Here is a 14,342-nt window from a genome sequence, read left to right as displayed (position 1 = left end):
CATCTAGTAATACAACCTAGTTATCTATGCCGCCGACACAGCTTCAGCGAGCCCGCGACGGCGAGGTCACCCCCGCGATGGAGCGCGTCGCCGAGCGCGAAAATCGCGAGCCAGAGTTCGTTCGCGAGCAGGTCGCGGAGGGCCAGGCAGTCATTCCGGCCAACCATTTCCACGACTCGCTCGATCCGATGATCATCGGCCGCGAGTTTGCGACGAAGGTCAACGCCAACATCGGCAACTCCGAGACGACCAGCGACCTCCAGGGCGAGCTCCGGAAGCTCCACACCGCGGTCCACTACGGCGCGGACACGGTGATGGACCTCTCGACTGGCTCGAACCTCGACGAGATCCGCGAGACGAACGTGGACTACTCGCCGGTGCCAGTCGGGACCGTGCCGATCTACGAGGCCGTCAAGGAGGCCGGCACCCCCGAGGAGATGACCCACGAGCTCCTGCTCGACGTGATCGAGAAGCACGCCGAGCAGGGCGTCGACTACATGACGATCCACGCGGGCGTGCTGATGGAGCACCTCCCGCTCACGGACGGTCGCACGACCGGGATCGTCTCGCGTGGCGGCTCGATCCTCGCGCAGTGGATCGAGGAGAACGGCATGCAGAACCCCCTCTACGCGAAGTTCGAGGAGATCTGCGAGATCTTCGCCGAGCACGACGTCACGTTCTCGCTGGGCGACGGCCTCCGCCCGGGCTCGCTGGCCGACGCCAGCGACGAAGCGCAGTTCGCGGAGCTGGAGACCCTCGGCGAGCTGACCCGCACGGCGTGGGACCACGGCGTGCAGGTCATGGTCGAGGGACCCGGTCACGTGCCGATGAACGAGATCGCCGACAACGTCGAGCGCCAGCAGGACGTCTGCGACGGCGCACCGTTCTACGTCCTCGGGCCGCTGGTCACGGACGTCGCGCCGGGCTACGATCATATCACGAGCGCGATCGGCGCGACCGAAGCGGGCCGGGCGGGCGCTGCGATGCTCTGCTACGTCACCCCGAAGGAGCACCTCGGCCTCCCTGACGAGGAGGACGTTCGCGAGGGGCTCGCGGCCTATCGCATCGCCGCCCACGCCGCCGACGTCGCCAACGGATTGCCGGGCGCACGGGACTGGGACGACGCGCTGTCCGAAGCTCGCTACGAGTTCGACTGGCGCCGGCAGTTCGACCTCGCGCTCGATCCCCAGCGGGCACAGGACTCACACGACCAGACGCTCCCCGGTGACAACTACAAGGAGGCCCGCTTCTGCTCGATGTGTGGCGTCGAGTTCTGCTCGATGCGGATCGACCAAGACGCCCGCGAGGCCGACGGCGAGATGAACGCGATCGACAACCGGACCGACCTCGACGCATCCCCCGCCGCGGACGTGAACCTCCCACCCGCCGGCACCCACGACACCAGTTCGGTGCCGGACCTCCCCGACTTCGTCGACGAGGCGGCCGTCCACGGCGGCGCCGAGCACGACGACGTCGAAGAGCCCGCCGACGACTGACGACCGGATCGGCCGGGTCATCGACGGTGCCGTCGGATACCCTTACGCTTCCGTCACGGACTGACAGTCTGCCAGCAGTCGAATCTCCGGCGTTCCGTCTTGGGCGCTCTCGATCCACACCTCGATCCCCGCCTCGTTCGCGTCGTTACACGGGAGTTCGGGGTGTTCGAAGCCAGGCCAATCGCGCTCGAACCGCGTCCCATCGACGGTCACGACGACGGTCTCAGGCTCGGACGATGCCGGGAACGTCGCGTCCTCGTCGGCCTCGTTGCCGTCGGAGAGCCGGTACTCCTCCTCGAAGACCGCGTTCCCGTCTCCGTTCGCGATCGTGATCGAGACGTCACGGGTCGTTTCGCGGTCCACGAGATACACCGTCACCCAGTGTGGATCGGGTTCCACACTGGCTTCGGCCGAAAACGGGTCGGCGCTAGTGCACCCAGCGGTAGCGGAGAGTGCGACACCGGCACTGGCGAGCAACGAACGTCGGGTACGAGAGGGCATTCGTCCTGAATACCACGATCGCTCCGCTTTAACAATTAGTAACAATTCTATATATTCGCACGTACCGCCCGATTCACTCCCGATCTAGCTCCTCGTCCGCTCGAACCGCTGGATCGCCTCGTCGCTGCCGGCGACGAACACCTCGTCGCCCTCGCGTACCGTCTCCCCTTCGTCAGTACGCACTGCGCCGTCCCGAACGAGCCCCACGACTGTCCAGTCGGAATCGTCCTCCTCTCCGCGGCCGCTGCCGTCCGCTCCGCCGCTACTGCGCCCCTCGGGCTCGCCACGCAGGTCGCCGAGTCGCTCACCCAGGAACGGATCGGGGCCGACGCGAACGACCCGGATCTGGCTGGCGAAGTCGACGACCCGCTCGCCGTGGACCTCCGCGGCGACGAGTCGCGCGCTGACCCGCTGGACGGAGAGCACGTAGTCCGCGCCGGCCCGGAACGCCGCGGCGGCCTTCTCACTCTCCGTCACTCGCGCGAGAATCTCGACGCCCGGCGAGAGCGCGCGTGCCATCGCGATCGTCAGCAGCGCGGTCGCGTCGTCGTCGACGGTCACGACGAGTGCGCTCGCGTCCTCGATCCCGGCGGCTTCGAGGATCTCCGGCTCCGTGACGTCGCCGACCACGTCCGGCTCCCGCGACTCGGTCTGGTCGACGGTCGTGAGCTCGACGCCGTCGGGCAGCACGTCCACCGCGGCACGGCCGCCCTCGCCGAGCCCCGCGACGACCACGGTGGGATGGATCCGCTCCCGCGGCGAGCGGACCGCCGACACCTCGCCGACGAGTTCGTCCATCTCCGCTTCCGGCCCGGCGACGACGAGCACAGCGTTGGGGGTCAGCCGTCGCGAGGCCGCGGGCGGCACCTCGAGGTGGCCGTCGAACCAGCCCGCGACCAGCGTCAGGTCTGGGTGGCTGGCGAGCGGCGATTCACCGATCTCCACGCCGTGGAGCGGGCTGTCCCGCCGGATCAGGATTTCGCGGATACCGACGCCGCTCGCGTCCGGCGGGGCCGCCTCGCCACCGTCCCCGCCCCAGTCGCCAGTACCGCCGTTCCGTTCCAGCGCCACCGGCGTCGTCGCCTTCTCCGCGAGTCGCTGGCCGATGAGCGCGTGCGGCGCGACGCTGCGATCGACGCCGACCTCGGCGAGCGCGGCTTTCCGGCGAGTGGACTCGGTGAAGCTCACGACGCGGAGCTCCTCGTTGCACTCCAGGGCGGTCAGCACCACGCTCGCGGTCCGGTCGCCGGCGTCGGTGATCAACAGCGTGGCGTCGCCGATCGACGCCCGCTCCAGGTCCGCGCGCTCCTCGGGATCGCCGTCGATCGCCTGGTAGCCCTCGTCGGAGAGCCGCTTCGCCTCCTCGATCTCGGACTCGAGGAGTACGTACTCGACGTCGAGCTCCTCCAGTTCGTCCAGCAGCACCTCGGAGTCCCGCTCGTACTCGGCGATGACGACGTGGTCGTGCTTGGGCGGGAGCCGGTCGTCGAGGTGGAGCGGCGTCTGTTCGAAGAGCGGGATGACGAGCACCCGGAGCGTCGCGAGCCCGATCAGGACGCCCGAGAACTGCATCATCACCATCAGGAGATTCATCCAGGGGCTGTCCCAGGACGCGTCCGAACCGTACCCGGTGGTCGTCATCGTCTCGACGACGATGTTCAGCGAGTGGAGGACCGTCCGGGGGCGATTCTCCAGACTCCGCATCCCCCAGTAGTAGAACAGCGTGTAGATCGCGACGACGGTACCGATGCCGATCGCGAGCCAGACGATCAGGCGCTGGCGCCGGGTGAGCTCGCTCGGCCGAAGATCGCCGATGGAGTCCGGTCCTCGCATGTGGTCGTTCGTCGGTCCGGTTCCCGCCGGATCGCCGTAAATGGTGGCGTCGTGACTGTCGGAAGCGCAACCGTCCGAAATCCCTCCGCAGAAGCGACCGCGCTGCCGTCCACTCCACCGGCCCTTCTCCCGGGGCGCTACTCCAGTCGCCCGACGTCGGCCAGCACCGCGGTCGCGGTCTCGGGCCCACCGGCGCCCCGTCCGGAGATGTTCAGTCGCCCTGCGTGCCCGGTATCGAGCTGGACGATGTTCCGGGTTCCCGTCACCGCGAGCGGCCCGTTCTCGGGCACGAGCCGCGGGCCGACGCGAACCGTATCCCGGGTCGCCTCGCCGATCAGCCGGACGGTCCGGCCCTCCTCCGTCGCCAGCTCCAGCGCGGAGCCGGGGACGTTCCGGATCCCCTCGACCTCGGCGTCGTCAAGGGAGAACTCCGGCTCACCGCCGGTGAGGACGTTCGCCAATATGACGCACTTGAGCGCGGCGTCGGTGCCGTCGACGTCGAAGCTCGGATCGGCTTCCGCGACGCCGAGGTCCTGGGCCTCCGCGAGCACGTGTTCGTAGCCCAGCCCCTCCGCGGCCATCCGGGTAAGCACGAAGTTCGCGGTGCCGTTGAGTACGCCGCGGACGGCATCGACGGTGTCCGCGCCGTAGTCCTCGATGGTGCAGATCGCCGGGATCGCACCGCCGACGGTCGCCTCGAAGCGGACGGTCCCGGCGCTGTCGGCTTCGAGCGCCCGGAGGTCGGCGTAGCGCTCGGCGACCGGCCCCTTGTTCGCGAGTACGACGTCGCGGTCCCGTTCGAGTGCGGCCTCGCAGTGGCCAAAGCCGGGCTCGGCGTCACCGAGCGTGGTGGGCGTCGCTTCGACGAGGACGTCGTAGTCGGCAGCGAGCGCGTCAGCAGGATCGTCGTCGCCGACGACGCCCTCGGCGTCCTTCCGCTCGAGTATCTCGTTCGCGTCCAGGGCAGCGTCGCCGTCTCCAGCACCGTCGCTGCCGTCGGCGACCGCAGCACTTCGGGAGTCCGCGACGGCGACGACCTCGTGGCCGTACTCGCCCGCGAGGTCGACGACGGAGCGCCCGACGGCACCGGCGCCGAGGACTGCGAGCCGCATCAGGCATCACCTCGGCCGTCGAGCTGCGGTTCGATCACGTGGAGCTCCTTCTCCTCGGCGATCGCGCGGACGTCGTCGAGCACGCCGTCGGTCTCGTCCGCGGCGGTCGCGATCCGGAGCCGGGCGCTGGAGACCTCCTCGGTGCCCTCCGGCGCGGAGAGCGCGAGGTCGGTCACCGAGGCCGCCGACTCTGTCTGGATCCGTTCGAGTGTGTCCGAGAGGTCGGTGTCGATCACGTGACCGACGAGCAGCACGGTCAGCTCCTCGCCGTACTCCTCGCGCCCGGCCTGGACGACGTTCATCCCGGCCTCGCGCAGCGCGTCGACGATCGTCTCGAACTGCTCGGGGTGGCACTCCAGGTCGACCTCCACGGGGATCCGTCCCCGCGGCGTGACGTTCCCTCGCTCGTGGAAGATCGAGAGGAGGTTCCCGCCGTTGTCGGCGATCGGCTGCAGGGCGTCGAGGAGCTCCCCGGGTTCGTCGGCGAGCTCGAGGCGGACCGTGTAGGCGCCTGTCTGGCCGCCGTCGGGCGTGGCTTCGGGTTCGATCGACTCCTCGGTCATCGCGCCACCTCCGAGCGGCCGCGTCGTGCCATCTCGCCTTCGACTGTGCCGCGCCGGCGCTTAAGGGTTAGCACTTCGCGGGCGGTCGGTTCGGCTCCGGCGCACTCCGGGAATCGATCGCCACGATCCCCAATTCGTCCGGTCAGTGCCGCCGTCCGTGGGCTTAACTCGCGGGCCGTCCTACCGACCCGCGTGTCCGACGGATTCTCCCGCCGCGACGTGCTCGCGACGCTCGGAACGGGTGCGATCGCGGCCGTCGCCGGCTGCAGTCAGCCCTTCGACGAAGCCAGCGACGGGAACGGCGGCCTCACCCGTGCCGCCGGCATGCCGCCCGGGCAGGCACAGGGCTCCGTCTACACCGAGGTCTACCAGGAGGCGATCGACTCCGTCGCACTGCTGGAGGTCTACGGCGGCCAGGCCGGCCAGGGGTCGGCGTTCGTCTTCCAGGACGACTACCTGGTGACGAACCACCACGTCGTCGACGACGCCGACACGATCGACGTGCAGTACGCCGACAACGACTGGACCGGCGCGGACGTCGTCGCGACCGACCCCCACACCGACCTCGGGGTGATCGAGGTCGACGAGCGTCCCGGCTACGCCACTGAACTCCCACTCGCCGACGAGAAGCCGATCGTCGGCCAGGAAGTGATGGCGCTTGGCAACCCGCTGGGCTACGACGCCTCGGTCTCCCGGGGCATCGTCAGCGGGACGAACCGCACGCTCACCGCGCCGACGGGCTTCTCGATCCCCAACGCCGTCCAGACGACGGCCTCCGTGAACCCTGGCAACAGCGGCGGGCCGCTCGTGGACATGGACGCGAACGTCGTCGCGGTGATCAACTCCGGCGGCGCGGAGAACATCGGCTTCGGCATCTCCGCCGCCGTCACCGACTGGATCGTTCCCGAACTCATCCAGGACGGCGACGTCGCGCACACCTACGTCGGCATCAGAACCTACCCCGTCGATCGACGGGTCGCAGAAGCAAACGATCTCGACGAGGTGCGCGGCGTGATGGTCTCCGAAGTCGTCGATGGCGGGCCGGCCGACGGCGTCCTGCAGGGTGCCGAGGACGAGGTGGTGGTCAGCGGCCGGTACATCCCCCTCGGCGGCGACGTCATCGTCGCCATCGACGGGACGTCCCTCCCGACGCGCCACCACCTCTCGACGTATCTCGCGTTGGAGACGGTTCCACACGAGACGGCCGAGATCACGGTGATCCGGGACGGCGAAGAGCAGACCGTCGAGATGACCTTCGGCGAACGGCCGGAGTAGCGTCGCCGCTGTCGGGCCGACACACGAGTTTCCTTCTCGATCCGACTGCTTCGTGATTCGCGCTAGCGCCGTTTCTTTATATGATATAGCTATGTCGCGATACAGAATCTACTCGAGCCCCTGTTCGCAGAGGTTCGGAGGGTACGTTTCTACAAACCAGTTAATATCTGATACTATGGCGTTCAAATTTGGATCTAGCGTTCCCTCACGGCCTATTCGTCAGAATTTCGACCTCATGTAGCGAAATATCAAATTCTACATGGAATAGAGCTGCTTTCCTTGCGGTGATTCACCGGAATGGACGAGACACCGTGTATTGTATATCGAAGTTGATACCACAGCTCATACGAAGTAATACTGGTCGATGAGCCCGATCTCACCAGTTCATTGGTAACCGGGGAATGTAACTGGGATAAAGCGTCGATGGTGCCGGCTTTCGCAGTCCATCGCACCACTCCCGCCGATCTATCGGCAACACGCGGTTCAAACGGGATTCGCCCGGAGAGGTTCCGCGTGGAAACGGGGGTGGAGGCAGGGACCCGCACCAGTATCTGCTAGACTGTCTTCGATTAGAGTTCGTCCTGTAGTTCTTGTTCGAGGTCTTCAACCTCGGCTGCGAGCGCTTCCTCGTCGATCTCAGGGGCTTCGGGCTGGTCTTCAGGGACTTCCCGACCGAACATTACCATCATCCTCCGCAGTTGCTTCCGGGAGGAGCGATGATGGGCGAGGTCCTCTTCAGTGGGCATGGCTCGCTAGTTGAAACGCTGACGTGAGGGAGACATAAGTGCTGTCGTCGAGCCGATCCGATGTGAACGATTCCGACGAACCCGGCGATACGGACTACGATCGCTGCGTACGTGCTGCTGTTGGTCACAGTGTAGCTGTGCTAGCTTCCCATGAAGAAGAGGGAGAAAGGCCACAGAAATCTGAGGGGGAGGAATACGCCGTTGACCCGCGCGAAAAACGGCCTGAACAGATTACGCAGATCGAATCGCTCGTCGATCCGTTCTCTTTCTACATGTAATGATAGTAATGAGAATCCAGATTTATCTCTGATGCCGCTGGCTCGGCAAGGATACTCCCAACGTCATCAGCGATGCTTAGCGTAACGGGCTTACTTCGACAGAAGTCGGAGCTATTCCAGTCTAGCTTCGTGAATTTCAATATCTCATTACAGATTCTTAGATAATCTCCGGAAAAATATTCCTCATGAGGCTTGATAACGAGGGGATTTGGTGTCCCGGCGTGATCATACACGGACTTCTCTGGAACATATCCAGTTGAATAGAGATAGTATTCCTCCTCACCAGGAGGGATAGCGAGGGTCCCTCTGAGCGGGGGATTATCGCCCTTCGTGAAGAATTGGAGCGGATGGTTCTGACGAATCGTGATTAATTCCACCCCGCTTACGTCAGATGCTCCATCGCTAAACCCGCGAGTCTCCTCTTCGAGGAAGTTTGATGATTTATGCAGAACCAATCGGGAAGGCTTCTCTTCTCTCCGATCGCCATAAGCCTCTAAAATATCATTCACAATCCGATTCGCATCTTCATACGAGAGGTGGGTCTGGGGCTCATCGGCAGCTGCGTCCTCTATCGTACCTCCCTCGATTACGAAGGGCTCTCCGGTAGACAGAAATACTTGAGCGATAGCGGCCCGGGTTTCAGGATCAGCATCATTCTCCTTGAAAAACGATATACCTGCATAGCAGGTCCGATTCTGGAAATCCGCCAGCTTCCAGGGCCTCCCCTCTCGGGCCTTGTATAGCATCCCCACTGCTAAGTTCCAAGCAATCTCGGATTGCTCTTGGACCCCCTTGCCGCCATGTAACGACCGTGGGGTCATGATTTGGGTGGGTTTGTGTTTCATTCCCATAATTTTGATACGACTATGGAAATCTCCCCCATTCTTTGTTTGTATTCGTTGGGTATCAGTAGTTGGGTCAGCACAGAGATTAACTAATTCTTCAGAGAGGGATACGAAAACGAGGTCGGGTGGCGGAGTTTGTTTACAGACCGTCTTTATGTTATACTCGATCACGTCACAAATTGTCTCAATCCGTTTATCTCGATCGTCAAGATTCCTTATTTTTTCAAGATCTCTGTTCCTGATCCTCGACTTTCTGGACTCTGATACGTGATAATCTAGGCGAAGTTCAGAATTTACCCCTAGGCCTGGAAAGTGCGGCTTCCATCTTGTCCGCTGATTCTTGCTTTGGATCCCGTTTCGCATACGCCTCAGGAGAGACTCCGTCATCGAGATCGACCTGCTCGTTCCAACTATTCCGATGTTCACTACTTTACCATCTTCTTGGGCCGTTCTGGGAACGGGGCCATGATCAAGAAGGCCTGCTCGGGGATCAGCGGATTCGCCACCGTTTGCGAATACAAGGGGTGGCTCGTCCAATATCTCTGTGCGCCATTCTGAGGAGAATTCAGGCAACTCGATCACCTTCCATGAGAGTATCCCGCTCGTCGCTATTTTTCGGGGGCCGGACCTGAAGTTCCATGTTGCTAGGTAGAGCTAGTTCGACCCTCTGAGGATACGAAACATCCAGGACTTTTGCAGGGTGTTCGACCTCCTCTCCTTGGTCAATTTGGAGATAGGTCTTCCAGGCATTCAGTTGACTTCGGTGATTTGAGACCTGGTCGTAGCCGTCGTTTCGTAACTTATCGCTCAACTCCTTCGCACGCTTGCCACTGATAATCTCTTCCCCGGCACCATCTTTGCTGAATACCCACCCAGTCCTCAAGAAAACGTAGTGTTGATCAGAATACTGCCGTGTCATGGGCCTACAGTATCGATGACCGACATCGCCTTTGACGCTGCGTGTCATCAGGTAGCCATCCCTCTTTGTTCGGTACCGATCGCCCGAACTAGCCTCGTCTGTCAGAGTTGTTTGGACTGGACGGATCCTAAAAATCAGTTTCTTGGAATCTGGGGTTACTGTGCTATAGTCCCCACGAAGAATCCCTCTCCAAAGCAGCTGCTTGTTGAGGAGGATCTTCGAAATATGCTGCGTTCTGTCGTTTTGCCACATCCAGTCGCTGAATTCGTGAGAGTCTCCTCGTTCACTGACGATGATATCTTTTAGCGAAGTCGGCATCTCCGACGGATCTACGAGAGTGTACAACTGAGAATCCTCGAACCAGATAGGGAGATATCGCTCTATCCCTTCTCTGTCATATCCTTTCCTGGGGTTGCTTACTCCAGTGGGGAAAACCCAAATTTTCTCAGGGTAATGTGATATCTTGAAAAAGTTGGGGGTTAGATTGCCGCGCTCTTGGACTGGTTTATTCTCCCGAATATAGAATTCCCACTTTTGCCGTCTCTTCTCCTTATCCTTTCTTTCTTCAGTGAGCTCAATCAGACGCCCGAATTCTGCCTTCTTGACACCGACCTTCTCAAGAAACACCCAGAGATGATCTAACTCAAATTCGGCAAAAATCTCTTCCTCATCGTCATTCAGGCTGTGATTTTCTTGGATTTTGTCCCATAGCCACTCAACTTCGTCACGCTTCCGGATTCGATCATTGAAGATGTCTTTCCAGCGGGGAGGGTTCTTGAGCTCTCGTGCAAAAATCAATAACTCGAATTCTTCATCCCCACGGTTGAAATCAATGAGATGCCTTGCCAGTTCTGTAACAAAGCCGGAAGCTTTGAGATCAGCTTTTGAATTTTTGCACTCTACTCTGAAAATCTTCTCTTCTTTGTGCGCCGGTCGCGCGAGACGGATGTCACTAGTTCCGGAATGCTTGTCCCCAACTCCGGAATACTCTCCTGCTTCAAGATACTCTTCAACACAGTCGGAGTACGCCATCCCCCTATGATGAGAAGATTCAGCTCCAGATTGAAGATTTTCGAATGACACTCTTACTCACCATATTACACAGGTCAATTTAAACACTTAGTCTTGGCCCCTGCCGAGGGCAATAACTTATGGCGACCGAGCGTAACGAATACGTAAGACCACTAGTATGACTAGCCCGCTCACCTTGGATGAGATAACCGCTCTCCTATTAGAGAAGTTCGAGGAGAAAGGCGGTGAGCGTCTCCCTCCCACCGCTCACAACAAACTCGTCCACTTCATCGAGAAAGGGTTAGAAGAGAACCATGTCGAGCATGATCTCCCGTTGTTCTGGTACATGTTCGGGCGAGTTACAGCGAAGTCTAACTCCAGTATCTACGTAGAGAGAATTGAGGGCGACCAATCAGTGAAGTGCGATTTGGAAGCTTCTGATATCAGTGCTTCAGAAGTTCAATTGCGAACGCTGGAGAAAGAGGTCGAGGGGGCTCTGGGGAAATACTTTGAAACTGATTTGGAGACTTTAGTTCGCTCCTCCTACGATGATGCACCATACGATGCTCAACGAACATATCTAGATCTTAAGGATCAGTTGGAATCTGAGGCTAACAGTGACCAAGCCACGTTCAATGAATTCGCTTCGTCTAAGAACAGGCAAATCCGCGAGTTACTCTACCAGTTTGTTCAGGAATTCCCTCTCGATGATTTCCCCGAGTATGAGCAAGATCTCAATAAATGGTATCGCTTGATCAGCGGAGAGCTGGATTCTGATGATTTTGACCCCGAAACTGCTCTCAGATTGACCGAGCAATTCTGGCGATTATTCTGCTTGGAACTTGCGTGCGTTCAAAATAATGGCCTGACACCAGAAGAGATCGCTGAAGAATTACGGGGTGTGGAATCCATTGAGTCAGAAAAGCAGGATCTCCGGAACTGGATCTTCGAAAAGGAGAAGGTGAAAACTCGGAGGAATGCACGTGTAGATAAAACTGCGCTTCGGGCAGCTAGCGCGATGATTAGCCCGAAAATTGAGGCAGGGATCGATTCCTAGTACTATGGCACGATATTTCCTGGATACCGGGGTGGTCATCGGCTATACATTTCTCCACGACATGTGGCATTCCGAGTCAGAGGAGGTATTCGACTCCGATAATTCGCTCTATGTGAACGAAGCAGTCATCTTCGAGTACTGCAACAGCACTGATAATAATTACCTGGAGTCAACCGATGTCGATTGGGAAACTGAAGAAGGCAGGTTTGGTGACATTATTGCCATGGCGGAGGCAGCTCAAATTCCATTTGATCTAAAGATCGATTCTTACGACGATTCTGAATTGGATATTGAGACGCTCGTTGAGGATGTCATCTCCACGATGCAGATAGATGACGAAGTGGATCCCGAGATGATTGAGGAATATATTCGCCCAACGCTTCGAGATTTCATCTCCGATGAGCTGGGCGATCGAGAACTGACCTTGCCTATTGCTCGTCAAATTGGAGAGGTACTGTTTGATACCATAATTGACGGTGGTCGTAGGAAACGCGAGGAAATCCGTGAGAGGGTGACGGAGTGCTCCGTCTCCCAAGACCAGCGAGAAAAGTACTTTTCAGAGATTGACGGATTCATAAACGGCTACATAGACACGGTAATTATCTCAGAGGTAGGTCATTTGGAAGACACGGGATTTGTCAGCACTATAATCTCATCCGACAAGAACCACATGTATTCGAACAAAGAGAAAATCAAAGCGATAACTGGTGCTGAAATCAATTATCTCAAGGATACAGTGGCTCACCACGATTACCCAACTGCCAAAACCGACTAACCTCATTAGTCCCCCGCTTTTCGGAAGTTTCGGAAATTACACCCTGCCAATTATTACTGTCCAGATACGTGTCGACGTGACTCATGATCACGGACGCACGGGTGCTCCAACCGGAGTTCACCCCGAAGGAAGTGCAACACCGGGACGCGGAGGTGAACTACCTCTCCAGCGTGCTCGACCCGCTGACCGACGGCCGGCAGGCCGACCCGGCGTTACTGCACGGGCCGACCGGGGTGGGGAAGACCTGTATCGCCCAGTTCCTCGTGGAACAGCTGCGCGGAAGCGTGGTCGATCTGAACCACCAGTACGTGAACTGCTGGGAAGACCACAGTCGCTTCCAGACGCTGTACCGCTTGCTAGATGGGATCGGCCGCACAGTGGACGTTCACCGGCAGTCCACCCCGACGGACGTGCTGCTGGACCGGTTACGTGAGGCCGACGAGACGCCGTACGTGGTGATCCTGGACGAGGTCGATCAGCTGGAGGACAAGGCGCTGCTGTACGACTTGTACCGGATGCCGCATCTCACGATGGTCCTGATCGCTAACGACGAGAAGGGGCTGTTCGCGTCGATGGACGACCGGCTGAACAGCCGACTGACCGACTGCGAGCACATCCACTTCCAGGCGTACCGCGAGGACGAGCTCGTCGCCATTCTCCAAGATCGCGTCCGGTGGGGCCTCGCTGCAGACGCGATCGATCGGTCGGAGTTGGAGGTGATCGCCGCGAACGCCGGCGGGGACGCCCGAGTGGCGATCGGGACGTTGCGCCGGGCTGCGCGGCAGGCCCGAGACGCGTCCAGCGAGCACATTACCGCTGAGATGATTCGGAACGTGGTTTCGGAAGCGAAATCGGAAATTCGTCAGCAAACCGTTGATCGGCTGACTCCCCAGCAGGAGATTCTGTACGAGATCATTTCGGAGCATGGAGAAATCGAGCCGCAGCCACTGTACGACGCCTACTGCGAGGAGGCGGAGGATCCGAAATCCCGGCGCATGGTGAGGAACTACTTGTCGAAGCTGGAGCACTACAATCTGGTCTCGGCGCAGGGGAACACGAAAGGGCGAACGTACAAAGCGAGAACTGGGTCAACCCAGAATCCCCCGGCGACCGTTTGATTTGACTCAGAGAATAGTCTTCGCACAGGGTGATGGGATGACTTTCAGACGCGTTCCTTCCGCTGCTCCATCTTCTTGTGAGTGTTTTTGGCAAAGTCAGTCATGACTGAAACCATCGCCTCAAGTGCATCGTCCACTACTAAGTTGAAATCCTCGTCAGAAGCGAAAGCATTCTGAACTGTCTCAATTGGTATGTTCAGAGCTTCTTCAATCGTAGTCGGGTGGCCCGCTTCAAGGGATTCCTCATGGAATTCACTACGGAGCTGCTGAGCCACATCTTCGTCAACCTCAATATCCCTATCAATCTGCTGGGCAAATTCATCAAAGTCAAATGATGAACTCAGGGCCTCAAGATCATCCATGGTGTAATCGCCGTCGAAGTTCTGAATAGCATCGTTTTGGACCGTTTTGAGGAATTCAAGAGTGTCTGTCTCCGTGCTCTTCTCGGTTAAGGAGGTAAGTGCGGTGGTGAACGCACCGATCATGGCGAGTTCTAATTTCGCTGAGTGAGACACGCGCTTCGGCGCTTCATTGGCGTGTCTCATGATTTCCCTGTCCAAGTCATCAAAGAGATCGGGGAGGGCTCTGGTATTTACGCCGTCTCGGTATCTCGTCGCCGTCTTGCTTGCTTGAGAATGATTTGAGAGTAGCCCCGTGGCTTCCCCATACCACTGCCGAGCAGCTCTTTTCTGTCGATATCGTCGTCGAATCAGCCATAAGATAGCGCCGGCAATAAGGGAAGATATCGTTCCGGCAATGATCGAGTTAGAGGAGATAACTTCGAAGAGTGTCACTGGGCGAAGGGTAGTCGTC

General features: G+C 59.5%; 13 protein-coding genes. 6 read left to right on the top strand and 7 right to left on the bottom strand.

Annotated features, from left to right (window positions below; translation table 11 throughout):
• Positions 1 to 26 precede the first annotated feature (26 nt).
• A complete protein-coding gene (thiC, locus tag ACZ5KP_RS08375; RefSeq protein ID WP_460922499.1) occupies positions 27 to 1,496 on the top strand; it encodes a phosphomethylpyrimidine synthase ThiC in 1,470 nt (489 codons plus the stop codon).
• A gap of 42 nt (positions 1,497 to 1,538) precedes the next feature.
• On the opposite strand, the gene ACZ5KP_RS08370 is transcribed toward thiC, so the two are convergent.
• The 4 genes from ACZ5KP_RS08370 to ACZ5KP_RS08355 all read right to left on the bottom strand — a co-directional run bounded on the left by ACZ5KP_RS08370 (position 1,539) and on the right by ACZ5KP_RS08355 (position 5,505).
• Entirely contained in the window at positions 1,539 to 1,895 is a 357-nt protein-coding gene (locus ACZ5KP_RS08370; RefSeq protein WP_460922502.1) for a hypothetical protein, read from the bottom strand.
• A gap of 186 nt (positions 1,896 to 2,081) precedes the next feature.
• A complete protein-coding gene (locus ACZ5KP_RS08365; protein WP_460922505.1) occupies positions 2,082 to 3,830 on the bottom strand; it encodes a potassium channel family protein in 1,749 nt (582 codons plus the stop codon).
• Positions 3,831 to 3,967: 137 nt separating this feature from the next.
• Positions 3,968 to 4,942 carry a homoserine dehydrogenase gene (locus ACZ5KP_RS08360; RefSeq protein ID WP_460922508.1) on the bottom strand — a complete coding sequence of 325 codons (975 nt, stop codon included), beginning with the start codon at positions 4,940 to 4,942 and terminating at the stop codon, positions 3,968 to 3,970.
• Positions 4,942 to 5,505: an amino acid-binding protein gene (locus ACZ5KP_RS08355; RefSeq protein WP_460922511.1), complete on the bottom strand. Its 564-nt coding sequence runs from the start codon at positions 5,503 to 5,505 to the stop codon at positions 4,942 to 4,944. Before ACZ5KP_RS08355 ends, ACZ5KP_RS08360 begins: the two co-directional genes overlap by 1 nt.
• Positions 5,506 to 5,697: 192 nt before the next feature.
• Between ACZ5KP_RS08355 and ACZ5KP_RS08350 the strand changes: the two genes are divergently transcribed.
• Together ACZ5KP_RS08350 and ACZ5KP_RS08345 are read left to right on the top strand one after the other, a co-directional pair.
• Complete coding sequence (locus tag ACZ5KP_RS08350) at positions 5,698 to 6,780, top strand: S1C family serine protease (protein WP_460922514.1); 1,083 nt, start codon at positions 5,698 to 5,700, stop codon at positions 6,778 to 6,780.
• An 808-nt stretch (positions 6,781 to 7,588) separates the two neighbouring features.
• On the top strand, positions 7,589 to 7,804 hold the full coding sequence (locus ACZ5KP_RS08345) for a hypothetical protein (protein WP_460922517.1): 216 nt from the start codon (positions 7,589 to 7,591) through the stop codon (positions 7,802 to 7,804).
• On the opposite strand, the gene ACZ5KP_RS08340 is transcribed toward ACZ5KP_RS08345, so the two are convergent.
• Both ACZ5KP_RS08340 and ACZ5KP_RS08335 read right to left on the bottom strand, forming a co-directional pair.
• A complete protein-coding gene (locus ACZ5KP_RS08340; RefSeq protein ID WP_460922521.1) occupies positions 7,795 to 9,231 on the bottom strand; it encodes an argonaute/piwi family protein in 1,437 nt (478 codons plus the stop codon). The two genes, ACZ5KP_RS08345 and ACZ5KP_RS08340, sit on opposite strands and share 10 nt — an antisense overlap.
• Complete coding sequence (locus tag ACZ5KP_RS08335; RefSeq protein WP_460922524.1) at positions 9,215 to 10,600, bottom strand: hypothetical protein; 1,386 nt, start codon at positions 10,598 to 10,600, stop codon at positions 9,215 to 9,217. Before ACZ5KP_RS08335 ends, ACZ5KP_RS08340 begins: the two co-directional genes overlap by 17 nt.
• Before the next feature lie 157 nt (positions 10,601 to 10,757).
• Here ACZ5KP_RS08335 and ACZ5KP_RS08330 point away from each other — a divergent pair, with 157 nt between their 5' ends.
• The 3 genes from ACZ5KP_RS08330 to ACZ5KP_RS08320 all read left to right on the top strand — a co-directional run bounded on the left by ACZ5KP_RS08330 (position 10,758) and on the right by ACZ5KP_RS08320 (position 13,529).
• Positions 10,758 to 11,636 (top strand): hypothetical protein, encoded by an 879-nt coding sequence (locus tag ACZ5KP_RS08330; RefSeq protein ID WP_460922527.1) that lies wholly within the window; start codon positions 10,758 to 10,760, stop codon positions 11,634 to 11,636.
• A gap of 4 nt (positions 11,637 to 11,640) precedes the next feature.
• Positions 11,641 to 12,411 (top strand): hypothetical protein, encoded by a 771-nt coding sequence (locus tag ACZ5KP_RS08325; protein WP_460922530.1) that lies wholly within the window; start codon positions 11,641 to 11,643, stop codon positions 12,409 to 12,411.
• Between the two features lie 83 nt (positions 12,412 to 12,494).
• Positions 12,495 to 13,529 (top strand): Cdc6/Cdc18 family protein, encoded by a 1,035-nt coding sequence (locus ACZ5KP_RS08320; protein ID WP_460922533.1) that lies wholly within the window; start codon positions 12,495 to 12,497, stop codon positions 13,527 to 13,529.
• Positions 13,530 to 13,573: 44 nt separating this feature from the next.
• On the opposite strand, the gene ACZ5KP_RS08315 is transcribed toward ACZ5KP_RS08320, so the two are convergent.
• Positions 13,574 to 14,323, bottom strand: a complete 750-nt coding sequence (locus ACZ5KP_RS08315; RefSeq protein WP_460922536.1) for a hypothetical protein — start codon at positions 14,321 to 14,323, stop codon at positions 13,574 to 13,576.
• Between the last annotated feature and the right edge of the window lie 19 nt (positions 14,324 to 14,342).

The sequence above is a fragment of the Salinarchaeum chitinilyticum genome (genome assembly GCF_055390775.1).
This window is presented reverse-complemented; position numbering and strand designations above follow the sequence as displayed.

Coding starts and splice junctions, on each gene's coding strand:
- ACZ5KP_RS08325 (WP_460922530.1), top strand. CDS start 11,641: ATGGCACGATATTTCCTGGATACCGGGGTGGTCATCGGCTATACATTT.
- ACZ5KP_RS08335 (WP_460922524.1), bottom strand. CDS start 10,600: ATGGCGTACTCCGACTGTGTTGAAGAGTATCTTGAAGCAGGAGAGTAT.
- ACZ5KP_RS08360 (WP_460922508.1), bottom strand. CDS start 4,942: ATGCGGCTCGCAGTCCTCGGCGCCGGTGCCGTCGGGCGCTCCGTCGTC.
- ACZ5KP_RS08365 (WP_460922505.1), bottom strand. CDS start 3,830: ATGCGAGGACCGGACTCCATCGGCGATCTTCGGCCGAGCGAGCTCACC.
- ACZ5KP_RS08320 (WP_460922533.1), top strand. CDS start 12,495: ATGATCACGGACGCACGGGTGCTCCAACCGGAGTTCACCCCGAAGGAA.
- ACZ5KP_RS08330 (WP_460922527.1), top strand. CDS start 10,758: ATGACTAGCCCGCTCACCTTGGATGAGATAACCGCTCTCCTATTAGAG.
- ACZ5KP_RS08355 (WP_460922511.1), bottom strand. CDS start 5,505: ATGACCGAGGAGTCGATCGAACCCGAAGCCACGCCCGACGGCGGCCAG.
- thiC (WP_460922499.1), top strand. CDS start 27: ATGCCGCCGACACAGCTTCAGCGAGCCCGCGACGGCGAGGTCACCCCC.